Annotated in this window: 22 protein-coding genes; 5 read left to right on the forward strand and 17 right to left on the reverse strand. The window is 36.7% G+C overall.

Features of this window, described 5'->3' with window-relative positions; genetic code table 11:
* Positions 1 to 13: 13 nt before the first annotated feature.
* The 3 genes from IWB64_RS09000 (at position 14) to IWB64_RS09010 (ending at position 7,998) form a co-directional block, all read left to right on the forward strand.
* Positions 14 to 5,020 (forward strand): translocation/assembly module TamB domain-containing protein, encoded by a 5,007-nt coding sequence (locus IWB64_RS09000; protein ID WP_194533702.1) that lies wholly within the window; start codon positions 14 to 16, stop codon positions 5,018 to 5,020.
* A gap of 1 nt (position 5,021) precedes the next feature.
* Positions 5,022 to 7,343, forward strand: coding sequence for a translocation and assembly module lipoprotein TamL (tamL, locus tag IWB64_RS09005; RefSeq protein ID WP_194533703.1), 2,322 nt, complete (start codon positions 5,022 to 5,024; stop codon positions 7,341 to 7,343).
* Positions 7,344 to 7,557: 214 nt separating this feature from the next.
* Positions 7,558 to 7,998: a BLUF domain-containing protein gene (locus tag IWB64_RS09010; RefSeq protein WP_194533704.1), complete on the forward strand. Its 441-nt coding sequence runs from the start codon at positions 7,558 to 7,560 to the stop codon at positions 7,996 to 7,998.
* Between the two features lie 89 nt (positions 7,999 to 8,087).
* Here IWB64_RS09010 and IWB64_RS09015 read toward each other — a convergent pair whose 3' ends face one another.
* Positions 8,088 to 8,588, reverse strand: coding sequence for a Dps family protein (locus IWB64_RS09015; RefSeq protein ID WP_155598174.1), 501 nt, complete (start codon positions 8,586 to 8,588; stop codon positions 8,088 to 8,090).
* 217 nt (positions 8,589 to 8,805) lie between these two features.
* On the opposite strand from IWB64_RS09015, the gene IWB64_RS09020 reads away from it, so the two are divergent.
* On the forward strand, positions 8,806 to 9,300 hold the full coding sequence (locus IWB64_RS09020; protein ID WP_194533705.1) for a YciE/YciF ferroxidase family protein: 495 nt from the start codon (positions 8,806 to 8,808) through the stop codon (positions 9,298 to 9,300).
* A 60-nt stretch (positions 9,301 to 9,360) separates the two neighbouring features.
* Here the strand turns inward: IWB64_RS09020 and IWB64_RS09025 are convergent, their stop codons facing one another.
* From IWB64_RS09025 to IWB64_RS09085, 13 genes are all read right to left on the reverse strand, one after another.
* The gene (locus IWB64_RS09025; protein WP_194533706.1) at positions 9,361 to 9,675 is read right to left on the reverse strand and encodes a DUF3817 domain-containing protein; all 315 of its coding nucleotides are present in this window, start codon (positions 9,673 to 9,675) and stop codon (positions 9,361 to 9,363) included.
* 2 nt (positions 9,676 to 9,677) lie between these two features.
* Positions 9,678 to 10,136 carry a hypothetical protein gene (locus IWB64_RS09030; protein ID WP_194533707.1) on the reverse strand — a complete coding sequence of 153 codons (459 nt, stop codon included), beginning with the start codon at positions 10,134 to 10,136 and terminating at the stop codon, positions 9,678 to 9,680.
* A 65-nt stretch (positions 10,137 to 10,201) separates the two neighbouring features.
* Positions 10,202 to 10,795 (reverse strand): TetR/AcrR family transcriptional regulator, encoded by a 594-nt coding sequence (locus IWB64_RS09035; RefSeq protein ID WP_194533708.1) that lies wholly within the window; start codon positions 10,793 to 10,795, stop codon positions 10,202 to 10,204.
* Positions 10,796 to 10,983: 188 nt separating this feature from the next.
* A complete protein-coding gene (locus tag IWB64_RS09040) occupies positions 10,984 to 12,012 on the reverse strand; it encodes a helix-turn-helix domain-containing protein (RefSeq protein ID WP_194533709.1) in 1,029 nt (342 codons plus the stop codon).
* A gap of 43 nt (positions 12,013 to 12,055) precedes the next feature.
* Positions 12,056 to 12,202: a hypothetical protein gene (locus tag IWB64_RS09045; RefSeq protein ID WP_194533710.1), complete on the reverse strand. Its 147-nt coding sequence runs from the start codon at positions 12,200 to 12,202 to the stop codon at positions 12,056 to 12,058.
* A 207-nt stretch (positions 12,203 to 12,409) separates the two neighbouring features.
* A complete protein-coding gene (locus IWB64_RS09050) occupies positions 12,410 to 15,406 on the reverse strand; it encodes a PAS domain-containing protein (protein WP_194533711.1) in 2,997 nt (998 codons plus the stop codon).
* A gap of 5 nt (positions 15,407 to 15,411) precedes the next feature.
* On the reverse strand, positions 15,412 to 15,858 hold the full coding sequence (locus tag IWB64_RS09055; RefSeq protein WP_194533712.1) for a response regulator: 447 nt from the start codon (positions 15,856 to 15,858) through the stop codon (positions 15,412 to 15,414).
* Between the two features lie 9 nt (positions 15,859 to 15,867).
* Positions 15,868 to 16,431: a helix-turn-helix domain-containing protein gene (locus IWB64_RS09060; RefSeq protein WP_194533713.1), complete on the reverse strand. Its 564-nt coding sequence runs from the start codon at positions 16,429 to 16,431 to the stop codon at positions 15,868 to 15,870.
* A 299-nt stretch (positions 16,432 to 16,730) separates the two neighbouring features.
* Positions 16,731 to 16,922, reverse strand: a complete 192-nt coding sequence (locus tag IWB64_RS09065; RefSeq protein WP_194533714.1) for a hypothetical protein — start codon at positions 16,920 to 16,922, stop codon at positions 16,731 to 16,733.
* Between the two features lie 27 nt (positions 16,923 to 16,949).
* Positions 16,950 to 17,111, reverse strand: coding sequence for a DUF1328 family protein (locus tag IWB64_RS09070; protein WP_013992452.1), 162 nt, complete (start codon positions 17,109 to 17,111; stop codon positions 16,950 to 16,952).
* 167 nt (positions 17,112 to 17,278) lie between these two features.
* Positions 17,279 to 18,019: an SOS response-associated peptidase family protein gene (locus IWB64_RS09075; RefSeq protein WP_194533715.1), complete on the reverse strand. Its 741-nt coding sequence runs from the start codon at positions 18,017 to 18,019 to the stop codon at positions 17,279 to 17,281.
* 74 nt (positions 18,020 to 18,093) lie between these two features.
* Positions 18,094 to 18,543, reverse strand: a complete 450-nt coding sequence (locus IWB64_RS09080) for a ferritin-like domain-containing protein (protein ID WP_194533716.1) — start codon at positions 18,541 to 18,543, stop codon at positions 18,094 to 18,096.
* Positions 18,544 to 18,729: 186 nt separating this feature from the next.
* Entirely contained in the window at positions 18,730 to 19,800 is a 1,071-nt protein-coding gene (locus IWB64_RS09085; RefSeq protein WP_194533717.1) for a DNA topoisomerase IB, read from the reverse strand.
* A gap of 224 nt (positions 19,801 to 20,024) precedes the next feature.
* Here IWB64_RS09085 and IWB64_RS09090 point away from each other — a divergent pair, with 224 nt between their 5' ends.
* Complete coding sequence (locus IWB64_RS09090) at positions 20,025 to 20,210, forward strand: hypothetical protein (RefSeq protein WP_194533718.1); 186 nt, start codon at positions 20,025 to 20,027, stop codon at positions 20,208 to 20,210.
* Between the two features lie 57 nt (positions 20,211 to 20,267).
* On the opposite strand, the gene IWB64_RS09095 is transcribed toward IWB64_RS09090, so the two are convergent.
* The 3 genes from IWB64_RS09095 to IWB64_RS09105 all read right to left on the reverse strand — a co-directional run bounded on the left by IWB64_RS09095 (position 20,268) and on the right by IWB64_RS09105 (position 24,215).
* Positions 20,268 to 21,368 carry an AI-2E family transporter gene (locus tag IWB64_RS09095; protein WP_194533719.1) on the reverse strand — a complete coding sequence of 367 codons (1,101 nt, stop codon included), beginning with the start codon at positions 21,366 to 21,368 and terminating at the stop codon, positions 20,268 to 20,270.
* 108 nt (positions 21,369 to 21,476) lie between these two features.
* On the reverse strand, positions 21,477 to 22,376 hold the full coding sequence (locus IWB64_RS09100) for a mechanosensitive ion channel family protein (protein ID WP_194533720.1): 900 nt from the start codon (positions 22,374 to 22,376) through the stop codon (positions 21,477 to 21,479).
* A 9-nt stretch (positions 22,377 to 22,385) separates the two neighbouring features.
* Positions 22,386 to 24,215: an SLC13 family permease gene (locus tag IWB64_RS09105; RefSeq protein ID WP_194533721.1), complete on the reverse strand. Its 1,830-nt coding sequence runs from the start codon at positions 24,213 to 24,215 to the stop codon at positions 22,386 to 22,388.
* Positions 24,216 to 24,255: the final 40 nt, after the last annotated feature.

Genomic DNA, 24,255 nt, shown 5'->3' on the forward strand with positions numbered 1-24,255 from the left:
ATCTTTGCCCTTTATGCAAAAGGAGAAAAGAAAAAATAGGGGATTGCGGCGCTTAGGACGAGTGTCCTTAGTAGTCCTGCTTATATTTCTTGGTATTGTGCTTTTTATTCGAAGCCAATGGGGACAGGATATTATAGTTGGCAAACTAACCAATTACGTTTCTCAAAAGACAAACACGAAAGTTGAGATAGACCGTTTGTTTCTTACTTTTTCAGGGAATGTTTTTTTAGAGGGATTGTATTTGGAAGATACCAAAGGCGATACGCTTATCTATTCTAAAAACTTAGAAATGAACCTTCCACTAACACCTTTGGTTTTTAGTAATGAGCTGAGCTTAAAGTCGGCTACTTGGGAAGGACTCCGAGCAAACATTAGAAGAGAAGAAGCATCAGAAGATTTTAATTTTACTTTTTTGGTTGATGCTTTTGCGCCTGCAGATACTACCACAACTACTACAGATACGGAGCCCATGCAAATTAGCATTGGCGAACTAGATTTCAAAGATTTTAAGATTGACTATGACGACCAATTTTTAGGAATTGATAGTCGTATTCAACTTGGTGAGTTGGTTTTGGATGCCGATGAAACTGATTTGGATAAGCTAAGGTTTGAATTAGATAGACTGAAATTATCCAACACAGAGATTTTCTACAAACAGACGAAACCTTTTGTATCGGAAGATGCTACAGAAAGTATCATGCCATACTTTGCAGTGAATAGTCTTCAGCTTCAAAATGTAAAAGCAGATTATAATTCGGTTCCTGATACTATTAATGCCAAACTAGACCTTCAAGATTTTGAATTGGAATTGCCAAAAGCAGATTTGGCAACGAATAATATAGAGGTAGATAGAATTGCACTAAAAGGTTCCTCGATCTCCCTGCGGCTTCCCGCTACCAACGATAAAGTAGATTTAACCGCAACGAATATTTCTGATGCTGCTTTTGAGTGGCCTAAATTTTTGGTGAGCGCAGATGAAATCGATTTTCAAGATAATAGGATTGTCTATGCCATGGGAACGGCCGAACCGCAAAAAGGCAAGTTTAATGCGAATGCCATCTCACTTTCTGATTTTAAACTTCAGGCGAATGATGTAAACTATCAGCCTAAAAAAGTAAAAATAGACCTCAAAGCTTTTTCTTTTTTAGAAGAAAGCGGAATTGCGTTAAAAAGCTTAAAATTCAATGCTAATGTAAATGATACCTCTGCTGCACTGGAAGAATTACAACTGCTCGTAAACGAAAGTTCTTTAGCAGGACAAATGACATTGAATTATCCATCTGTAGAAAAATTGATGGATGCACCAGAGCAGACTCAGGTAGACGTTAAGCTTAAAGAGATATACCTCAATTTAAACGATGCATTCACTTTACAACCGGAACTTGCGGAAAATACCTATTTGCAGGCAGCTTCAAAGCATCTGATTGAGGGTGAAATTTCAGCACAGGGAACTTTACAGAAAATAGATATAAAAAATATAGATTTAAACTGGGGAGAGACTACGCGGTTTGCTGCTCAAGGTAACTTACAAAATGTAATACAGCCAGATTCGTTGTACTTCAACTTTGAAACCATAAAACTGAATACGGTAAAAGAAGATGTAGCGCAATTTGTTTCTGAACAAGAATTGGGTGTTACGTTACCAAAGACCATAGTCCTTAATGCTCAGGCCAAAGGAAGAGTAGACGACCTAAGTGCCACGGCAGCATTGATAATTCCTGAAGGTGCAGTTACTGCGAATGGTGCTTATAAAGATGGTAATGAGATGCGTTTTGATGGAAACATAAAAGTAGACAGCCTTCAAATTGATAAACTGTTGAACAATCCGGAATTGGGCGTTGTTTCTTTTACTATGGATGCTTCTGGGGGTGGTGATATCAATAATCTTGATGCAAAAATCAAAACAGATTTTACCCAACTAATTCTCAGTAATTATGATTTTTCAGCCTTAAAGCTGAAAGGTGATATTGAAAATGGAAAAGGAGTAATTGACCTCTCTTTTAAAGATGATAATCTAAATTTTTTAGCCAAAAGCAATGTTGTTTTAGATTCGCTAAGCTCAAGACTAGATTTAGATTTGAATGTTATTGGCGCTGATTTGTACGCTTTGGGAGTTACAAAAGAAGGTGTAAAGGTGGGACTTCAGTTGAATGCGCAGTATAGCGGGAATGCAGAAGCTTACCAGATAGATGCCCAGATTAAAAATGGGGTAGCGGTCTACGATAATGAGCAGTACCAAATGGGCCCGGTTAATCTAAAATCGGCTATAGATAAAGCCAATACGGATGTTACGGTAAATAGTGATTTCTTGGTAGGGAGCTTAAAGTCTAACGCTCCGCCACAAGCTTTGAGCGACGCCCTTACCCGTCAATTTGAAAATTACTTTAAAGATGCTACAGATGAGGTAATAGCACCAGATTCGGTACAGCTTAAAATGAATATGAAATTATCTCCAACGCCTTTTCTTACGGAAGTGTTTTTACGAGATGTGGACCGCTTGGATTCGGTTTTGGTAGAGGCAGATTTTGATGCACTTACCAAGAAACTGAATGCTAATTTGCATGTGCCGGCCATTTCATATCAAGGCAGTTCTATAGATAGTTTGAATGCAAAAGTAACGGGCAATGCTACCAACCTAAATTTTACGGCAGGTTTTGCAGGTCTTGTATCAGATCCTATACATATAAAAAGAACTTATTTGGAGGGCGATCTGAAAAACAAAAAGTTGTTTTTAGATTTTGTAGCTATGGATGATAGTGTGGATATTGCAAAAGTCTCTTCCCAACTCACCCTTTCAAAAGATACAACGCTTATTCATATAGACCCATCCAACTTGGTTTTGAACAAGAAAGAATGGTCAGTTCCAGAGGATAATCAAATTGCTATAGGGGAACAATTGTTGCGATTAAAAAACATGAAATTTACGCGCAATGAACAGTCGTTAACCATCAGCGACCAATTGCCTAATCAAGCAAAGGAGCATATTGGAATTGTATTCGATAATTTTAAACTACAGACTTTCTTGGGGTTTTTAAATCCTGATGAGACCTTGGCATCCGGTTTGGTAAAGGGCGATTTAATTATAGAAAATCCTTTTGGTGCTACAGGCTTGGTTGCAGATTTTAAAATCAATTCTTTGGAGGCGTTACAAAACCCTTTGGGTAATCTTACCCTAAAAGCAAATTCTACCGGTAATGCTGCATACGACTTTAACTTGGCCTTAAAAGGTGGTGGGGCAGACTTGGACTTGAAAGGGGACTATGCCGCGGCGGAAACAGGAGCTAAGCTAAATTTAGACCTTGATTTAAACCGGATAGAACTAAAAACAATTGAAGCTTTTACAGAAGGAGTCATCAAAGATTCTCACGGTGCATTATCGGGAAAAGTAAATGTTTCCGGTACTACAGCTTCGCCAGAATATGCTGGAACTATAAACTTTACCGGTGTAGATTTTAATTTGGCTGAGGTAAATTCTGTTTTTAAAGTGACGGATGAACAACTAAAATTGGACACTGATGGTGTGTATTTTGATAGTTTTGAAATCACGGATGCAGATGGTAGCGATTTTACCGTACAAGGTGCCGTACTCACAAAAGACTTGTTAAACCCTTCTTTTGATTTAAAGTTGACAGCGGAAAACTTCCGGGTGTTAAATTCCTCGAAAGAAGATAATGAGTTGTATTACGGTACTGCCAGTTTGGATGCAGACCTAAAGGTAGAGGGAGACTTGGACCTTCCAAAGATAAGTGGCAAACTACGTGTTCGGAAAATTACGGATGTTACCTACGTAGTGCCGGAATCGCAATTGGATGTTGAGGAACGTGATGGCGTTGTGCTTTTTGTAAACCGTGAGAACCCTGATGCTATTTTAACGAAAAGCGACCAAGAAGAAACACCTTCCCTTTTTAAGGGAATGGATATTAGAGCAGTACTGGAAATTGCCGAAGATGCGGATTTTCATATAATCATAGATGAGCGAACGGGAGATAATCTGGAAGTTTCTGGAGATGCAGCTCTTAATCTAAACGTTGAGCCTAATGGAAGAATAAACCTCTCCGGGAGGTATGAGTTAAAATCAGGACACTATGAGACCAATCTTTACAATCTTGTAAACCGCAGGTTTGAAATCAAACCTGGTAGTACAATTACATGGCAAGGAGACCCCACGGATGCAAAATTAGATGTGACGGCAATCTATAATATAGAAACGTCTGCAGAGTCTTTAATGTCTTCCGTTACCTCAAGTGAAGATTTGAGCGTTAGTTCAAAATATAATGAGGTGCTGCCTTTTATTGTATATCTTAATGTAGATGGCGAGCTTTTGCAGCCGGAGCTATCCTTTGGTTTAGATATGCCAGAAGATGAACAGGGAGCCTTAAGTGGTGCCGTTTATGGACGTGTTCAGCAATTGAACAGCCAAGAAGCAGAACTGAACAAACAGGTCTTTTCACTATTGGCTTTGAGCAGATTTTATCCAGATTCTGGTAGTGACGGTAGCTCGGGAGGAACAGCGGCAATTGCTCGGGATAACGTTAATAAGGTGCTTTCTGGTGAGCTCAATTCATTCTCGGATAAAGTTTTTGGTAATACAGGTGTTGAGGTAGGATTTGATTTAGACAGTTTTACGGATTACCAAGGCGATAGCCCTGAAGATAGGACGCAATTGAACATTAGTGCAAAGAAAAAGTTGTTTGATGATCGTTTGGTGGTGACTGCGGGTAGTGCTGTAGATGTTGAAGGTAGCGCGCAATCAGAAGATGAGGCCACGTCTATAATAGGAAATGTAAGTTTGGAATACACGCTTACCAAAGATGGTAGGTATCGCTTACGCGGATTTCGTAAGAGTGAATATGAAAATATTATTGACGGCCAGTTAATTGTGACCGGAATGGCGGTTATTTTTAATAGGGAATTTAATAAATTTAGTCAGTTGTTCAGCCCCGTTAAAAAGGATTCCGATAAGAAAGGAAAGAAAAAGGAAGCGGATAAAGAGGAGAATCAACCAAAGGAAGATAAGTAATATGAAGTTGAGAACAACATCTATTTTTCGAGTTTTTATACTCCTCTGTTTAACGATGCAATATGCATGTAGTGTTGGAAAGTATATACCTGAGGGCGAAATTTTGTTTAGCGGCACGGAAATTAAGGTAGAATCGGAAGAGGAAAAACGGGCTTTAAAACCAGTAGAACAAGAGTTAGGAACTTTGATTACCCCAGCCCCTAATTCAGATGTTTTAGGAATGCGCTTGGGGCTTTATTACCACTATAAGGCCCAGAAGAAAAAGCCAGGTTTCCTCAATAAATGGCTAAATAAAAAATTTGGTGAAGAGCCAGTGTATTTAAGTGATGTAAATACGAACCGTATGGAAGAGCTAATGCTCAACCGTCTTGATAACCGGGGATTTTTCTACAGTAAAGTTGCTTCGGAAATAGATAGTACTAAAAAGTACGCTTCGGTAACATATAAAGCGGATTTGGCCAAGCCCTATACTTTGCAGGAATGGAAGATTGATAGGGATACTCTACCCATTTATGACCAAATAGAGACGGCTATGACTGGTACAAAGCTAAAGGCTGGAGAGCGTTTTGACTTGGAATTATTGAAGTACGAACGAGAGCGAATAGATACTCATCTTAAAAGTCAAGGATACTATAATTTTAATTCTGACTTTCTCATTTTTGAGGCAGATACCAATCGCTATGATAGTAGAAAATTCGATTTGTTTCTTCGGTTGAAAAAAGGGACACCAAAGAAATCTATCGTTCCGTACCGTATTGATTCTATTGCGGTTTACCCCAATTATTCCATTGAAAACGATAGCTTGCCACAGCCTTCTGCAGTTACAGAGGAAAATGGGATTTATTTTATTCAAGATGAGGAGTTTTTTAAACCAAAAAAATTGGAGCCTTACATTCTTTTTGAAAAAGGAGAGTCATACAATTCAGAAACTGCGCGGCTTACAAGCAACCGGTTAGCCGCTTTGGGTAGTTATAAGTTTGTAAACATTAGGTTTAATGAAACAGATACCACGAATATTGAAGATCAGGGTTCATTAAATGCAGACATCTTCTTATCGCCTTTAACAAAAAGATCTATCCGTACGGAACTACAGGTCCTAACAAAATCTAATGGCTACGCGGGGCCGGGAATAGCTGCTACATATAACAATCGTAACATATTTAATGGAGGCGAAACGTTTAGTCTCACAGGAGATTTTTCCTATGAAAGCCAAATATCTGGAGGGGATGATGCAGGGCAAACCAGTATTGCGGGCGGACTGACGGCCAATTTATTGTTACCTAGGTTAGTGCCTTTTTCGCCTAGCAGATTTAACTATTCCGTTCCAAAGACCAAAATAAGTTTGGGAGGCGATATTTTACTAAGGAGCGATTATTATACCCTGACCTCCTTTAATACTTCTTTTGGGTATACATGGAAAGCAAATAAGTTCGTTTATCACGAATTGAATCCTATTAGTATTACGTATGTGAACCTTGCAGATACCACAGAAGAGTTTGAGGAAATTTTGGATGAAAACTCTTATTTGAGCAGTAGTTTTGAACAGCAGTTCATTGCTGGTATCAATTATACTTTTACCTATAATGAGTTGGTTGATGATAATAAAGACCGCCCCATTTACGTGTCTACAAGTTTAGATATTGCAGGTAATACCCTAAACTTGTTAAGTGGAGGAAAGAGTTCCGTTTTTGGATTGGAATATGCACAATATGCTAAAGCAGATATAGATTTTAGGTATTACTTGAAATGGGGCAAAGAAAGCGCTCTAGTAAGTAGATTGTACGCAGGCTGGGGTATTCCCTATGGCAATTCTACAACATTGCCTTTTGTAAAACAATTCTACTCTGGCGGTCCATATAGTGTTCGTGCATTTGAAATTAGGTCCCTAGGGCCTGGTACTTTTGTAAGTGATGAAGATAGTACCAGTTCTTACTACGATCAATCCGGGAACCTTAGGCTAGAGGCCAATCTAGAATATCGTTTTCCTATTTGGTCTTATTTAAAAGGAGCTTTGTTTGTAGATGCCGGTAATATTTGGTTGACTAGCGAGGTAGAAATAGACGAAGACGATGATGAAGATAGCATAGCTTTGAGTGAGGAATTAATGTCAGAAGGAACCTTTGGTTCCGATTGGATGAAGGAGTTGGGTATTGGAGTTGGTTTTGGACTTCGGGTAGATATACAGAGTTTTGTAATCCGTTTTGATCTTGCTTCGCCATTACAGGTTCCTTATAATGATGAAGGAGAGCGATTGCGTACGCCTTTCTTTGGAGGTGGAAGCGGCAATCTGGTCTTTAATTTTGCTATTGGTTATCCTTTTTAATTTGGTGTTTTGAGCTTTGTGCCTGACAATAGCTATGTTTTTTTGGGTTAATCTGGAAAAATAATAGTAATAAGCTTTACTTTTGCTATCTTATTCCAATCTTTTTTTCATACTGGGTACTTCAGTTGTAGAAAAGTGAAGATAATTATGAGTTTTAATGAGTGCTTTGCCCTATTTGCCATAATAGTCGCCAGCTGAAATACTTCCTTCTATTTTGATACATACCCTAACTTACGAATCAAAAGCAATTAAAAAATTGACTATTACCGATGTAGAAGCTATTCTGGCCACTGCTAAATTGTTTAATAGTCAGAATGACATTACAGGCTGTCTTATTTTCTATAAAAGAAGATTTATTCAGATTTTAGAAGGTGATAAGGAAAACGTTAAAGACCTTTTTGAAAAAGTCAAGAAAGATAAGCGTCATAAAGAGGTTTACCTCTTGTCTGAAGGACCAATTGAGAAGCGTAATTTTCCAAATTGGGGAATGGTCTATTATCCTATAGATGATAATGAAGCAAATAGAAACGAGTACGAACAGTTCAAAAGGAACTTGTTATTACTGGCAGACTTAACGGTGCATTCCAATCAAACCGCAATTCTTTTCTGGAAACGCATGAAATTGCTAATTACCACACCACCGGATCATATATAAACTGGGTATAACACTTTGTTTCACGGAATAAAAAGCATAAAAAAAACGGCAATGAAATTGCCGTTTTTTGTTTGTACAGTTTTTAACAATTAATCAAATTGCTTTAATGATGCTCTCAACATCCAAGCCATTTGTTCATGAGCTTGTAAAATACCTGTTATAAAATCTGCAGTACCTTCATCATTATGGGCTTCTGCGTTGTCTCCAATACTTTCTCTTATAAACTTAATTACTTTATCGTGGTCCTTTAGTAAGGCGGTCATAAAGCTTGCGCTGTCTGTTTGATCAGGCTTGTTCTCTTCAAGATGAGACAATTCCAAAAATTCTTTTAAAGTACCCGGAGAATAGAACCCCAGCATACGGATACGTTCCGCTACTTCATCAATAAATGTTTCCAATTTTCCGTACTCTTCTTCAAAGAAAACGTGCTTGGTATGAAAATCTATACCTTCTACGTTCCAGTGTGCGTTACGTGTCTTTGTGTATAATAAAAACTCGTCGGCCAATAATTGGCGTAACATTTTTACTACTGCTTCACGATTTGACTTCTTTATGCCTATCTCGGCTTTTTGGGCTTCTTTAACCTCCATGATATTTTGTTTTTAGATTCAAGTACAATTTACGACCGAACTTCTCTTTGGGTTGACCTGAAAAAGTTATTAATTACTCCAAAAAAATCTATCTTTAAATAGAGATTTTTGCTTGCTATTACAGCATTTTTTTCTTCAAATAAGTCAATTCAGCATAACGTTTTTGGCTATTTTTAAAATTAGGATTAAGGAGTATTAATAAGTTACGAAAAGAGATATGAAGACGTTAAACGACTTATTCGAGTATCAGCTTAAAGATTTATATAGCGCAGAAACCCAACTTTTGGCAGCTTTACCAGATATAATGGAACATGCTAATGATGAAGGATTAAAGCAAGTTTTTGAAAACCAGTTGGAAGATACAAAAGAGCAAAAAAGTAGAATAGAAAATATTTGTGACGAATTAAGTATATCGCCTACCGGGGAAACCTGCCAAGCTATGAAAGGACTTATCAAAGAGGCGAAACATTTTATAGAAGAGGTAGAAAATGATGAGGTAATGGACGTAGGTCTAGTAGCAGAAATACAGCGTGTACAGCATTATGAGATTTCTGGCTACGGTAGTGCGGTTCGTTTTGCGAAAGAATTAGGGCTCAGGAAAATTGCAAAAACATTGCAAAAGACTCTAAATGAAGAGTACGATGCAGACGATACCTTAGAAAAATTTGCTGAAACCCGATTGAATAAAAAAGCCATTGGCGGAAACGTCTAATTGCTGCATTTGCTAATTACATGTTCTTCTTAAATCAAAAAGTGAGGCAGATTTACCTCTTTAGCTCGCAGAGTAAAGTTGGCTGAAAATTTTTCTATCAATATAAAATGTGCCAAATGGGATGAAGCAGGCCAAAATAACCTTCCATGTTGTCTTGCGAAATCTCCAATTTTGCTCAATTCCTACACCAACAGTATTTATTATAAAAAGCAAGAACAGTGCCCCGTGTATTGGTCCAAGTGATTTTGTTAGGCTGGGGTCTAGAAAGAAATATTTCATGGGAACGGCAACGAACACAAGTATTAAAAGTGAGATACCTTCCAAAAACCCGATAATTCTAAGTCGGCCTAGTTTAGTTTTAAATAAATCTATCATAATTATCTAATATAAGGTCTGTTTGCTAGAGGTGAAAAGGGCCAGGGTATGGCTATCACAATTACAAAAAGTGCAATAGAGAACCATACCAACATGGTTTTAAATTTTTCTTTATCACTCATTCTCCGTTTTGCCAATGAAGATCCAATAGTCAATAGTACAATGGCTGATAACATTAGGTTGCTATGAATTAAGCCAAAAAACAGGCTGTCAAAATGGTGTAATGCTTGACTGAAATTCTTCCAGAAATACATTACAATGGGACTTTTTACATAAAGAATAATACCAACAACTAACTGAATGTGGGCAATGGTTGCAGTCCAGTGTCTAACCAGGTTATCGGTCTTAGTAAAATGTAAATTTTGAAAATAGCCTTTATAGGCTCTGAAAATAGCGTAGAGGATACTGAGTAAAACAAGCCAACGGACTATGGAATGTAAAAATGTAAGGGTTTGATACATTAATAATGAATTCAATATTAATGCAAATATAATCAAACATACTAACTAGTATGTTCCATTTGAAATTATTGACTAAGATTTTTTAAGTAGTACTTAAGTTCCTCCAAATAAAGGTAATAGCAATCCGTGCTATGAGACACTTTACCAAAATTTCTAATGCCCCAATAACCGGATATTATAAACAAAGCCACCTGTTTTGGGTTTGCAGCGCTATTGATTTTACCTTTTTCTATTCCTCTCTTAATACTGTTTTCTACTGCAGTTTGCCATGCTAATACTAACTCATTAAGTGCCTCCGAGAATTTGGAATTCCAAGGAGTCATTTCTTGGGTTAAGTTGCTTGCGGGACAACCATATTCAAGTTTTAGGAAAGGAGTCTCTAATAATAGGGCTTTGGTCATCAAATAAATATCCTCAACTGGTTTTGAACTGTTTTGTAAGGGAATAATAAAAGCATCGTGCATGTTAGGTTTTACAATTTCATTAATAATTGCAACTCCCATATCATCTTTGGTTTTAAAGTGATAATAGAAAGCACCCTTTGTTACTTTTGTAGTTGCTATAATTTCATCAATGCTAGTTGACTGATAACCCTTTTTGTAAATCAAGTCAAAAGCTTTCTCAAGAATAGTGTGCCGGGTATTGGATGCTTTAGTCATAAAAAGATACTAATTAGTATGAAACGCAAAGTACATAAAAAAACTAATGAGTTAGTCCAATATTTATCATAAAGGAAACTGCAAATTTTGTGGTTTTTACGAGCAACATTAACTTTTAGACATAAAAAAACCGACACTAAAAGTGCCGGTTACCATTATTAACAACCAAACTATTCTAACCAAAATTCTTATAGAGACGCAGCTACCATATTTTGCTTGTCTTTATACTGCTTAGGGCTACAGTTATATTTGTTTCTGAATATTTTTGAAAAGTAGCTACGGCTTGTGAAACCAATACTATATACTACTTCAGAAATGTTCAAATCTGTGTTTTTAATAAGTTCTTCGGCTTTTAAAATACGTACCTCTCTAATGTAATCTGTAACCGTAGTACCATGCATTAATTTAAAACCTTCTTGTAATTTACATGGAGATAATCCTGATTTACGACAAAGCTCCGAAATAGATAACTGTCTCTCTGGATAGTTGTTCACGAAATCTGAAATTTCTCTCACAGATTCCATTTCTCTCATATTTAAACTACCTGTTTGATTTTCTTGATTCTTAAGGTCATCTGTATGTTGTTGTACCTCTAGGGCCAAAATCATATGTATTAAACCTTCGATCAATAAGCTTCTTACGATACCTTGTTGTTTGATAGCCTTAAGTTGACTGATTTGATCGGCAATTTTTAGGTTATAAGAGCCAATATATATACTATTCTCTGCAGGCTTTCCATTTAAGATAAGTTCTTGCAGCCTATAGTTTAAACCGTTTTTCTTAGAAGTATCTCCGTGAGCTGCAGTTCTAACTACAATTAATGATGTCTTAACACGCACATCTTTTTGGAAGTAAAGAACATTATCAGAATTACTGGCGTTTGTTAAAATACCCGTCTGAAAGTTCTCTAAAACATTCTTTTTAGTTTCATTATCAAAGCTATGTGCAATTCTACCAGCTGAGCAATATGCGAAACAAATTGGTGCATTTTCATCAGAACCTGTTTTTAGGGTAAAGTCTTCGTTAAACTCCATATCAAATTCTAAATAAGAAATACCACCTTTAAAAGTTATCCCTCTAATATGGCCTCTGCCTAATTCGTTATCAAGGGTTAAAATGTGTTCTTTAACATTTACTGAAAGTGAACCACCAAAATTTTGGTGAAGTTGTTGAAACATATTTTTAATAGCTGCAGATGATAGTGTGATAGTTTTCATAATGTGTTTTTTTAGGTTGTTAATTTCCTTTAACGGAAATTGATTATGCTTTTAATGATTGATGATTAGAATTGGTCATCCCAATTATAAAGTTCTCTGGTGTCGCATCATTATTAGAATATTCATGAATAGGTCTTACACGACCGACTCTTGCCAGTTGCTCAGAGACTTGTTCAATTAAATTTTTCATAGATACCAGATTTATTATTTGTTCTGGTACAAAGATCGTGGGAGAGTGCACTTTTGGTGTTACACAATTATTGCTTTGTGTTATAGAATTGTCGCTTTAAGCGCAAAAAGGCGTTAAAATGTCCTAAAATTCAGCCTTAGGGATGTAATTCTCTTTTCCACCGCTTGTACAAGCGGTGGAAGATTTCTATAAAAGGAGTAGTGGAAACTAGGCGGGTAAGTAGAAAATGAATGCAGAACCTTTACCTACTTCACTAGTAGCGTATATAAATCCATGATGGTTCTCTACTATTTTTTTACAAATGGCAAGACCAATGCCAGTACCTGAATATTCTGATTTTTGGTGTAGCCTTTGAAATACTTCAAATATTTTATCTGAATGTTCAGTAGAGAAACCAATACCATTATCTATTACGGTTATCTTATAATAGTTGTTTGCCGTTTTAAAAAAGTTTTCTGGAATTTGCTTGGAATGCACTTTCTCTGCCTGGATGGTAATGGATGGCTTTACATCTGCTACCTTATATTTAAGAGCGTTAGATATAAGATTGTTCAATAGCTGCTCTAGCTGATAGGATACACCTCCTAGCTTAGGGAGGTCTTCACTCTTAATTATAGCGCCGGTACTCTCTATAGTAGAAGAGAGGTCTTCTTTTACCTTTTCTAATACCTCATTCAAATCTATAAGCTCAAAATCTTCATGTTTTGAATCTATTCTGGAATACGTCAGTAAGTTCATAACTAAAGACTGCATACGAGAGGCAGCGTTTACCACCTTCTGAAAGTAGACACGACCTTTGTCCGACAGATTGTCTAATTCTGTGCTTTCTATGCGAGAAATAAACATTTGAGTCTTTCTAAGCGGCTCCTGCAAATCATGGCTAGCCACCCTGTTGAAAGATTCTAACTCTGCATTACTATGCTGTAACTGCATATTACTGGCGTGCAGTTTCTCTTCTGCAGCAATACTTAAAGAGATATCTTGGGCAACGCCAGACATAATTCGTCCATTATCTTTATAAATGAACTGGCCGTTTACTTTTAAATGTTTGATTTCTCCGCCTTTGCAGATAATTCGGTAGCGGTGTTCCTCTACGGTCAGCTGGTTCGTGGATTTTTCAATGCTCTGCTCATACATTTGTAAATCATCAGGATGTACAAATTCGGCAAACTGCTCTAATGACGCTTCAAATCCTTTAGGTTCGTAACCCAGCATTCGGTAAAAATTATCCGATAGTTCAATTTCATCAGTTCCCACATACCATACAAAGCTTCCTATTTTTGCAATTCTTTCGGCATCGGTAAGAATTGAGTTTTGAATAGAAAGTTCTTGGTTGAGCTCTATGACACGGTCCGAGTTTTGCTTTTCTTCAGTAACATCTACTATAACACCTACCGATGCTTTTCTTCCATGTCTGATAAGTGCACGCCCATTAAGCTCTATGTGTTTTATATCTCCCTGTTTGGTAACGATGCGGTAGCCAGATACTTTTGATTTGCCGTATTCAATGGTTTCCTCTCCTAACCGGTCATAGATTCCTATGTCATCGGGATGAACAAATCTGCGATAGCTATCAAAGGTTATTTTGAAAGCATTGGGCTCGTATCCTAAGATGCGATAAAAATTATCTGAAATTGAGGCTTCGCCATTATCTAAATACCAAATATAACTACCTATGTTCGCTACATTCTCCGCATCTATAAAAATTGAGTTTTGGGTCTCTAACTGCGTGTTTAGCTGTACCAGTTGGTTCGTTTTTTCTTTTTCCTCAGTAACTTCCCTAGTAGTAAGAGTTATTCCATCTCCTAATTTATTTGCTGTAGCACTAAACCATTTTTCATTTCCATCTATAGCGGAATAAGGAACTTCATACGAGGTGGGTACACCAGTTTCAACTACACCTGTTAAATAACCAAATATCTCAGATTCAAACACGGTCGGGAAAATTTCCGAAATGTTTTTGTTGGTGATTTCCTCCGGTAAATCTCCGGTAATGGGAGAAATTTTATCGTTAATGAAGAGAATTTTAAAGTCTACGATTTTTCCGCTTTTGTCCCTGACACTCTCAAAGTTCATGACCACGTGAGAAATACTTCTAAAAATATTATTCAGAAAAGCACGGTTGTCCAATAATTTTAAGTTCTGCTCCTCTAACCGTTGGTTAAGTAACAGTTGTTCTTTTTTTGCTTTTTCTTCAGCAGTAGAATTACGAGCGGTAACCATAATTCCTTCCGCTAAGGGGGTTAGGAAAGATTTAAACCATAATTTTTCTCCTTTTGCAGAAATTTCTCTGTCTAAGCTAATTTTTTCCTTTGCTTGAAAGCACTGAACTAGTTTTTGAAATTCGCCATTTATCATTAAAAAAGGAAAGACCTCAGATACGGGTTTGCCCATAATTTCATTAGGGTCAAGTCCTAAATAATCGCGGTTACATTCATTGGCGAAAATGATTTCAAAATCTATGATGTCCTTTTGTTTATCATAAATAGGCTCGTAATAATTGATGATGTTATCTGTGGTGGCGAGTACACTTCTAAGAAAATTTTCTGATTGGCGTATGCGTAACTTGTTTCGATATATTTTTAGAAAAGCCAATACAAAAACAAGAAGGGCAAAGAAAGCTAAAAGTAAAGAAGTAAACGGAGCAAGATATTTATTGGCGTTGTATTCTTCCCTTGTTTTTTTGATGGAAAGTCGCTCCTCGGCCAGCATTTGGTTTCTTATGTTCCTAATGCGGTACAGTGTAAAGTTGATGTCACTTTTCTTAGTTTTTTCGGACTCATTGAGTTCGCTAATTGCCTCATTGGGATGTTCTGCTAAGAGTTTGAGTTCGTTATGCAAGGTGTCCATGAGCTCCGTCATGGGAGCTAAACGAATCTGCTGAGAAGGATTATCCTGGGTTAGGTCTTGAAGTGTTTTTAGTATAGTTTCGCCTTCTTCAACATAATCAGCAAATACGGTGTTGTTCTCAGATGTATTTTGGATTTGTGCTCTAAACTCTTCGGATTCCGCTAAAGTGGAATGGGTAGAGAGCTCACTAATGGCATTGTTGACTTGTAATGTATGCGCTACTTTTTCACCTAGATTTTGCATGCGCATAATCTGATAGTAAGCCATACTGGCCGTAAACAGAATAATAACAAAAGCAACGAACAGTAAAGCTATGTAGGTCTTGGAAGAGGAATATATTCGTTTGAAGTCCATAAGCTCTATATGCGAAATAGAAAGGTGTCCTTGTTAAGATTAGACGTGTGATACTGCCAATTTAACTGCAGCACTCGTTCTACAGAAGCTTGCAATTTAACAAAGTTATTGGGCTTATTTAGATAAATGTTTGCCCCATTCAGAAAAGTTTCCTCTACATCTTTTTCCGATGAGGAAGTAGAATATATGGCAATACATAGGTCTTTTAGGTCTGGATTCTCCCGTATCTCCTTTAGGCATTGCATACCATTTTTTATGGGCATGTTCAAATCTAGAAAAATGAGATTGGGCAATACAACATTGGGTAAGGTTAGATAGTCCATCAATTCCTGCCCATGCTTAAAAAGTGATAATTTGGTCTTTATGCCAATTTCATCAATAGCCTCACTAAAAAGCATTCTGTCATCTTCATCATCATCTGCCAAGGCAATGTTCAATAGTTTGGTGTCCATAGGTAAGCTTTACGTTTTGGGGTTAACGGTATAGTTAATCTTCTTTTTCATTATTCTCTGAAAACTACTTGGGGTAAGGCCGGTGGTTTTTTTAAATTGCCCGGACAAATGTGCTACACTACTGTAATTGAGTTTAAAAGCAATTTCTGTAAGTGTAAGGTCTGTATTGCAGATCAACTCTTTTGCCAAGTCTACTTTACGTAAGATAATATAATTTTCAATTGAGGTATAAGTGCTCTCCGAAAAAATAGAAGAGAGGTGTGCATAAGAGTAATGAAGATTGTCGGATAAATAGGTCGAAACCTTTATTGATTTTAAATCCTTGTCTTTTAAAAGTTCATCAATAGCATTCTTTATGCGTTCTACTAAAGTAATTTTTTGACTATCAAGAATTTCAATTCCATATCTTTTTAAAGAAGTTGCAAGAGAATTTCGTTGTTCGTCAGATAGACCGCCCTTAATTTTAACTTCACCCATACTACCTAAAGAATAGGTTATTTCAAAAGCATCAAGATGTTCCTTTAATAGGGTCTTGCAGGCTAGGTCAAAATCATATTTTACAAAGAAAGTCATATTTAAAATTACAGTATAAATGAATCAATTTAGGTATATGAAAGATATGTACTTTATTTTAAAACTGTCGCCTTAAAACCAGTTGCCAATTAAAAGCATAACATATTACGATTTTTTGTTCGTGTTTGGTTCTTTTAGATTAAACAAAAAATAAAAAGCATAGATGAAATCTGTATTTTATGAAGATAAAATAGGTAGTTTTTGTTCGTTCAACTAATGCTAAACTTGGGCAGGTATATAAAAAGATTGGGCGTTCCCATATGGAAACGCCCAATCTAACAATCAACCAAACTTTAATCTTAATTATCGTCTACGGCATCTTCAATACCGTCCTCAACGTCTTCGGCGCCTTCTTCTATGGCATCTCCTGTATCGTCAATTGCGTCTTCTATTTTGTCTCCAGTATCCTTTGGTTCATCTCTACAGCTTGTTAGCGTAGATACAGATGCGGTCATCAAGACAAATAGCATTAAATATAGTGTGCGTTTCATATGTTTAGAGTTTTTGAATTAATAAAATTATACGGTCTTCTTTCCGGTGAATAATGAAATCACGAAAAGGATTAGAAAAATAAAGAATAATACTTTGGCGATACTTGCAGCTCCAGCTGCTATTCCACCAAATCCAAATATTGCGGCTATAATTGCCAAGATTACAAAAGTGACTGTCCAACGTAACATAGTATGTAGTTTTTAGATTAGTAATTTTTAGTGTCGTACTTATCCGACTGCTATATTACAAAGATGCAGTATGTTCAGGGTTTCGATTGTCGCAATAAATTTATATTTTACCTTTAAACAACAGGGGTGACGGCTAAAATATGGTTAGTATATAAGCTGGTTAGTGGTTAATTACTTAGATTTATGCTGTTACTGTACAATAGATCATGTAACGTGGTTGGAAGAAAATCTTCTCTGTCTAAACCAGATAAATTTTCAGTAGCATCAGTATGCAAATTTTCGAAAAAATCTTCTGAAACCGGCTCAGCTTTCAGGTTACTTGTAGCTGCAGCGGTATTTATTTCACGGACCGAAATCTTATGGTCTAACCAATCTTTTTGTTGATAACTAGGAACCACAATTGGCATTTGGTCGCCAATATTATGGACTTCTGTAATGGTTCTATTGGCCTTATCTGTTATGAGGGAACTAGTTATAAAGCCATCTTCTAACTCATTGTAAATACCAACAAGACTAAATGGCTCGCCAGATTTTTGAGTCATATGAAAAAAGAGTAGTTCTCCATCTGAGATAAAGGTGGTAAAAAAACCAGTTACGAGTATGAGGCATCGATCGGTATCATCAGTATGGGCGTACCACGGTTTTGTCTGTAAAGAGGCTAACGGTATGGTTAACGTATTTACATGTTTTTGAAAATTTGCCCAATCTCCCTGGAATTTCTTAGGTAGAATTCCCCAGATAGATGTAGATATAGTATTTTGCTGTTTTGAGGTTATAATGGGTACGGTACTTTCTTCAAGCCCGTTTATAATTTGTCTAGGTCTATAGATGTCAGGAAATTGAAAAAGGGCGCCGTAGGTTTCTTCAATCTGCTGTCTATCTGCCCTAATGGATAATTTATTGAACATAGGTATCTTTCTATAGTTAGTGAAATATAAAAAAGGGATGCATTTGCATCCCTTTTAATTTTTCTGTACTACTTCTACAGTACGTCTTCCAATCTTTTGATGCTGCTAAGATCAGTACTTATTTTGTTCATCTGCTTGGTAAGCAGTGTAACAGTTGTAGTTGGTAAAGAAACTTCGTTTAGAACCTCTTTATACTCTTCTACCGCAGCTTTTTCTCCAGTAATGGATTCTTCCAACATAGCTTCGTCATTGTCTGCGCTAAACCAAGCTTTTACATCCATCCATCCACGGTGCATTGCTCCGGTGGCACTTCCTCCTTTGTCAAAATCTTGTCCATAACGCACAATTTCAGATTTTAGGTCATGTCCAAACGTATAACGCTCATCTGCCTTACGACTAAAAAATGTTTTCAGATCGGTACTTTTAGCATGTTCTGCCGCCTTTTTAAAGCCTTTTTCTGCATCGTATGTTTTTTCTAATATATTATTCAATTTTGTCTGTACTTCTTCACTGTATGTACTCATAATAATTTCAATTTAAATGAGCGGCAACTTGTTTTTGGGGGATGCGTGCCGCATAGCATCTTACTTACTGATAGTAAATTTACAAGGATGTCTTTGTTAGTCTTTATCTGAAAAAATCAATTATTGATGCAATCCGTAAAGTGCAGATTTAAAAGGCGTGTAGCTATGTTTTAATGTAAAAGACCTTTAAAACTGGGGAGTGTACTGCTCAAAGAGCTCAAGCATGACCATTTCTGAAGTAGAGAAATGTTCGGATTTAGAATTACTTTTATCCGTCTTGTCGAACCACTCTTTTAAGGACCCGTCTTCATAAGAAGTAACCAAAACGGGATGAACATAATATTTACGACATACGTTTCTTGTGTTTCCCAGTGCAGCGGCGGCGGCATCAAAACCTACGAGCAGATTTTTTTTGGTTTCCTTTTGGCTTTCGGCAAGGCCTAGATCTAGTAACGTATCAAAAAACACTACCGATGCGGCCCATGTTCTAAAATCTTTAGCGGTAAAAAATTCTCCGCTTATATCGTGTAAATACTCATTTACCATAGAACTGTCTACAGATTGTTTGTCGCCATCTTCGTCATAGTATTGAAAAAGCTCCCAACCCGGTATGTCCTCACAACGGCTAATAAGCCGCATCAGTTTTTTGTTGCGAACTGTAACGGAGTGCTTCTTGCCCTTTTTACCTACAAACTCAAACTTAATATTGTTCTTAAAAACCTCTACATGCCTTTTGCGCATGGTAGAAAGTCCGTATGATTTGTTGCGTTTTGCATACTGCTCGTTGCCAATACGTATATGGGTTTCATCCATTAATTTAATGATAAGGGCGACAACCTTTTCTTTTGACCATTTCTTTAGAGAAAGGTCTTTTTCTACCTGTGCTCTAATAAGGGGAATCTTTTTTCCAAACAAGGCCATTTTATAGAACTTGGTCTGCTTTCTAATTTTTACCCATGTAGGGTGATACCGGTATTGTTTTCTATTCTTAAGGTCTTTGCCAACTGCTTGTAAGTGGCCGTTAGATAAGTCAGTGATTTTTACATCCTCCCATGCAGGGGGTAGAACTAAGCTGGTAATGCGCTCTAGTTCTTGTTTGTCCGTTACGGGTTTCTGTTTGTAGTGGTAGATGAAACTCTTTCCTTTTCTAAGGCGAGAGATTGGCATTTTCCCATTATCAATATATACCAAATTGAGATTTTCGATAGCCAATTCAGGTGCTCTCAATAACTGACTTAATAGTTTCTCTTTGGTCATCTGTGTAAGGGGTTGATGGTTATAATATGTTGATGAAGTTAAAGATATCTCTAATATCATATCCGGTTTGAGCTCAATCAATTTTTAGATTAACCGTTTTGGTAAAACGGTTCAATTAAGTGAAAAATGCATGTATATTAGAGTAAAACGATGTAAAACTCATGATTTTGAGTGAATATGAGTCGTTTTTCAAGAATTTTAAGTAAATCGAAAAATAAAAAAATATGGAAAATACAGTGAAAGACGAGAAAATAAGAAATGAAAAAACCGAATTTGCAAAGGAAGCTCACGACCCTAAGGAAGAGTACATCTTTCAGAAAAATGGCATCACTAAAAAAGGATTCTTTATCATCGTAGCCGCTTTAGTTATTTTAGCAATAGCACTTATTATGTCTGGCGTAGCTTTCTAAGTAAATGGGTTTAGTTACATCAGAATTTAAAGCTTTTTACAGAAGAAAAAATATAAGTTACAGCCCTTTAGTTAGGGCTGTAACTATTTTGTTTTTAGAGACAAATTGTTTCAGAATCACCTTTAGAACGGTGTACCCTGGTACAGCCAACATCATACCCACAATTCCGAACAGCAAACCCGCACATAGGATCACTAGAAAGATTTCTAACGGATGCGATTTTACACTATTACTGAATATAATAGGCTGCGAGAAAAAATTATCTATAAGCTGACCAATTGTTACACCAAGAATTACATAGCCCACTTTTGGTAGAATTAGGGTACTAAAATCTACCCCAGGATTACTGGTAATAGTAAACATTATCATAATTACGGCACCGATCATTGGTCCTAAATAAGGAATAACATTGAACAGGGCACACATGAAAGCAATGAGTACGGCGTTCTCTAGTCCTACCAAAATCAGGGTTATGGCGTATAGCGAGAATAGAATAAACAGTTGAAACAAAAGCCCAACGAAATAACGGGACAATAGGTTTTTAATTTTTGAAATGGAGCGCATCGTCTTCATTCTATGGTTATCGGGCACCGTTGTTAAAATAGACCGTTGGATAATCTTACTATCTTTAAGAAAGAAGAACGAAATAAATAAAACGGAAAATAGCCCAATACCAATATTGTCTAGCACCTGCAGAATAGATTTAAAGAATGAGGGCACCAAGTCTTTGCCCAATCCTTTTACCGCGTTTTCATCTAAAGCGGCATTTTGCACTAAATCTTCTACCACTTTTTTAGTTGTACCAAAATACTCGGAAACCATGACATACAGTTTGTCAAATTCAGCTTGAATTACACCAAAATCGAATAGATATAGATTTTTTCCTTGTTCGGTAAGGAGTGGCACAATCAACGCAATAACACCTCCAAAAAGAGTGGTTAATAAAAGCATTGTAAGAATGACAGCCATGATATTGGGTAGTCTAAAGTGTTTCTTTAGAAAAATAACAATTGGCCTGCCTATAAGGGCTACAACACCCGATATGACCAAATATGCCACAATGGATTGCAGTTGGTAGAGCAAAAATAGAAGCAGTAGAAAGCCGCATACTGCAGCTATTGCCTTTAGAATTCCACTAGCTATCTCGTTAGATTTCATATGTTGGTTTTAGATATATTGAATATACTTTAAATTGGCTATTATCTAAACCTTTAAAATCTATTGTCGCTATCATTATACTGCAAATTTATTTTCCTCTTTCCTACTCTAGGATTGCGCTTTAATGGAATTGGTATTCATATTTAAAGTATTCTTGCCAAAATCCAATGTTCGGATAGGGAAAGGGATATTGATGTCTTTTGCATCAAAGTGAGATTTAATTAACTTAACCGCCTCATGTCTGGCAGCGTGTTCTTGTTGCGCTCCCTTCATATCAATCCAAAAACGGACCATAAAATTAATGGAGCTGTCTCCAAATTCAGTAAAGTAAAACTGTACTGCTTCGTTATTTTTTTGAGGGAAATTCTCGCCAATAATTTTTACAACCAAATCCTCTACTTCTTGTAATTTACTCTCATAACCAACGCCACAACTAACCACTATGCGACTTCTGTTACTAAGGGAGTAGTTTTTAAAAGACCCTTCTACAAACTTAGAGTTGGGAATGATTACGTAATTATTATCTGGTTGGCGTACGACAACATTGCGCAAACTAATTTCCGAAACAAAACCTTTAACGCCATCACTCTCAATAAAATCATCAATATTTATTTTGGGCATGAAAGAAAGGATAAGTCCACCAAAAGTGTTGCTTAAAGTTCCTTGTAACGCTAGGCCAATGGCCAAACCAACAACACCTGCACCGGCAAGAATACTGGTAAGAACCTTATCTAGCTCCAATACACCTAGGGCTACGAAGAAGCCCACCAAAATAACGGCCAAGAAAACAAATCGTGCAATAATATCTTGAATGGATTGCTGACTTATACGGTTGAGCAAAAACTTTTGCATTAGTTTACGAATGCCCCGCGCAATGAAATAAAACAGGACCATGATAAAAATGGCCATAACAATGTTGGGAAGTTTTAATATAATGGCATCTAGCCACCCCGCTAACTTGTCCCACAATTTGCTTATTGAATCTTCTATTGAGAATTTATTTTCCATATTTTAATTTTATAACATATTGGTTAATAAAAAAGTAGCCACCAATGCTAGAATGAGACTTAAAATGCCTCCAATTCCCAAAAAATGACTAAATCTGTAATTGCCCATACTATATATCAATGTATTGGTCTGGTACCCTACAGGTGTAAAAAAGCTAAAATTTGCAGCGAACATCACTGCCAGTATAAAAGGTTTAAAGTCTAATTGCATACCCTGTGCTACGGCCATGGCAATAGGCGTCATGATAATTGCTGTAGCATTGTTGCTTATAACTGCACTTAAGATCATAGTAGAGAAAAATAGAGTTCCGATTACCACATATCCCGGTTGGTCAAAGAGAAAACCCAGTAGTTTTTCAGAAATAAAGGCATCCGCACCGGTATTGTGCATAGCAACGCCCAAAGGAATCATGCCGGCCAATAAAAAGAAAATCTGCCAGTTTACTTTTTTGTAGACTGTGGTTAGGTCAAGATTGTTGGTCAGTAATAGTATACAGACCCCGGTAAGCGCGCTAACCATTATAGATAAGGCACCAGAAGCGGCTAGACCTATTACAAGTAAAAGAACACCCAATGAGAAATAGCGCTTATATTTTGAGTTGGAACTTACATTGTCAAATTCTTGAAGAAGGATTACGTTCTCTATTTTATTAAGGGTTTCCAACTTTTCCTTTGACGTTTCTAGAAGCAAACGGTCTCCCACTTTTAGCACTAATTTGTTCATGCTGCTCCGTACCAGTCTATCTTTTAAATTGGTCAACGTTTTTCTCTTTTTTATGGCGATAGGCAGAATGTCTTGCATCATCAGGTTTCTTAGTCCGCCTAAGGTTTTGCCAAGATACTGAGCCCCGGGAAGCATAAGTAATTCTACAAAAATACGGGTGTCTACTTCACTCTCTTTTTGTTCCGTTTGTGCATCATTAGGTTCTATTCTCTGTATTGGCGCAAAATATTTTTTTTCGTTTAGGCTGAGGTTTTCCGATTCGTTTATACGAGCTAAATTCTTAAGGTCGCACATTAATAGGAGTTCATCATTTGCCTTGAAAGTGATATATTTTCCTGGAGAATTATGCACTTTATTGTCCCTTGTTAGCTTTAGAAGCGAAACTTCAGGGTTTTCAAAAAGAAAACTTTCTTGGATCGTCTTACCCACCAAGTTGGAGTCGGCATTAATATGCACATTGGTAACATAATTGTTTAAATGATAATCATCATCAAGAGTTTTGCTTTTCCCCCATGGTAACCATCTTAAGGTAAGTGTTAGGTAAACTATAGAAAGTCCTAGAAAAATTAATCCCAACATAGAAAACTCAAAGAAGCCTAGCTTTTCCGCACCTAAATCTGTTGCTACGGAATTTACGATAAGGTTGGTTGAAGTACCCATTAAAGTACAAGATCCACCTAGAATACCCGCAAAGGATATAGGCAATAGTAGCTTACTCTGTGAAACATTATATTTTTCCGAAAGCTGATTTACAATTTTTATAAAAACAATAACAACGGCCGTGGTACTAATGAATGCAGATATACCTGCAGTTACGAACATAAACACAGGGGCCATTACGTATAAGGGTAACCCTTTAATGCGCCCCATACTAGATGCCAACCAACCAATAACACCATTTTCTTCTAATGCAATCGCTAGAATCATTAAAGCAAGCACCGCAATGGTAGCACTATTGGAGAAACCGCTAATAGCCTCCTCTGGTTTTACCAAACCCAATAGGGTTAAAGATACAATAATAAGAAATGCTATTTTATCTACTGGAAATATTTCAAACACAAAAAGTACTACCGTTACCAGTAGTATACAAAACATTAAGGTTATTTCCCAAGTCATTTTTTTTTGCGGCGCTGCAATTCATGTACATTGCCTTATT

Source organism: Zobellia nedashkovskayae (assembly GCF_015330125.1).
GTDB classification, from domain to species: domain Bacteria; phylum Bacteroidota; class Bacteroidia; order Flavobacteriales; family Flavobacteriaceae; genus Zobellia; species Zobellia nedashkovskayae.

Excerpts from the sequence above, each read along its gene's own strand:
- IWB64_RS09000 (WP_194533702.1), top strand. The coding sequence starts at position 14 with ATGCAAAAGGAGAAAAGAAAAAATAGGGGATTGCGGCGCTTAGGACGA.
- tamL (WP_194533703.1), top strand. The coding sequence starts at position 5,022 with ATGAAGTTGAGAACAACATCTATTTTTCGAGTTTTTATACTCCTCTGT.
- IWB64_RS09015 (WP_155598174.1), bottom strand. The coding sequence starts at position 8,588 with ATGGAGGTTAAAGAAGCCCAAAAAGCCGAGATAGGCATAAAGAAGTCA.
- IWB64_RS09020 (WP_194533705.1), top strand. The coding sequence starts at position 8,806 with ATGAAGACGTTAAACGACTTATTCGAGTATCAGCTTAAAGATTTATAT.
- IWB64_RS09025 (WP_194533706.1), bottom strand. The coding sequence starts at position 9,675 with ATGATAGATTTATTTAAAACTAAACTAGGCCGACTTAGAATTATCGGG.
- IWB64_RS09030 (WP_194533707.1), bottom strand. The coding sequence starts at position 10,136 with ATGTATCAAACCCTTACATTTTTACATTCCATAGTCCGTTGGCTTGTT.
- IWB64_RS09035 (WP_194533708.1), bottom strand. The coding sequence starts at position 10,795 with ATGACTAAAGCATCCAATACCCGGCACACTATTCTTGAGAAAGCTTTT.
- IWB64_RS09040 (WP_194533709.1), bottom strand. The coding sequence starts at position 12,012 with ATGAAAACTATCACACTATCATCTGCAGCTATTAAAAATATGTTTCAA.
- IWB64_RS09045 (WP_194533710.1), bottom strand. The coding sequence starts at position 12,202 with ATGAAAAATTTAATTGAACAAGTCTCTGAGCAACTGGCAAGAGTCGGT.
- IWB64_RS09050 (WP_194533711.1), bottom strand. The coding sequence starts at position 15,406 with ATGGACTTCAAACGAATATATTCCTCTTCCAAGACCTACATAGCTTTA.
- IWB64_RS09055 (WP_194533712.1), bottom strand. The coding sequence starts at position 15,858 with ATGGACACCAAACTATTGAACATTGCCTTGGCAGATGATGATGAAGAT.
- IWB64_RS09060 (WP_194533713.1), bottom strand. The coding sequence starts at position 16,431 with ATGACTTTCTTTGTAAAATATGATTTTGACCTAGCCTGCAAGACCCTA.
- IWB64_RS09065 (WP_194533714.1), bottom strand. The coding sequence starts at position 16,922 with ATGAAACGCACACTATATTTAATGCTATTTGTCTTGATGACCGCATCT.
- IWB64_RS09070 (WP_013992452.1), bottom strand. The coding sequence starts at position 17,111 with ATGTTACGTTGGACAGTCACTTTTGTAATCTTGGCAATTATAGCCGCA.
- IWB64_RS09075 (WP_194533715.1), bottom strand. The coding sequence starts at position 18,019 with ATGTTCAATAAATTATCCATTAGGGCAGATAGACAGCAGATTGAAGAA.
- IWB64_RS09080 (WP_194533716.1), bottom strand. The coding sequence starts at position 18,543 with ATGAGTACATACAGTGAAGAAGTACAGACAAAATTGAATAATATATTA.
- IWB64_RS09085 (WP_194533717.1), bottom strand. The coding sequence starts at position 19,800 with ATGACCAAAGAGAAACTATTAAGTCAGTTATTGAGAGCACCTGAATTG.
- IWB64_RS09090 (WP_194533718.1), top strand. The coding sequence starts at position 20,025 with ATGGAAAATACAGTGAAAGACGAGAAAATAAGAAATGAAAAAACCGAA.
- IWB64_RS09095 (WP_194533719.1), bottom strand. The coding sequence starts at position 21,368 with ATGAAATCTAACGAGATAGCTAGTGGAATTCTAAAGGCAATAGCTGCA.
- IWB64_RS09100 (WP_194533720.1), bottom strand. The coding sequence starts at position 22,376 with ATGGAAAATAAATTCTCAATAGAAGATTCAATAAGCAAATTGTGGGAC.
- IWB64_RS09105 (WP_194533721.1), bottom strand. The coding sequence starts at position 24,215 with ATGACTTGGGAAATAACCTTAATGTTTTGTATACTACTGGTAACGGTA.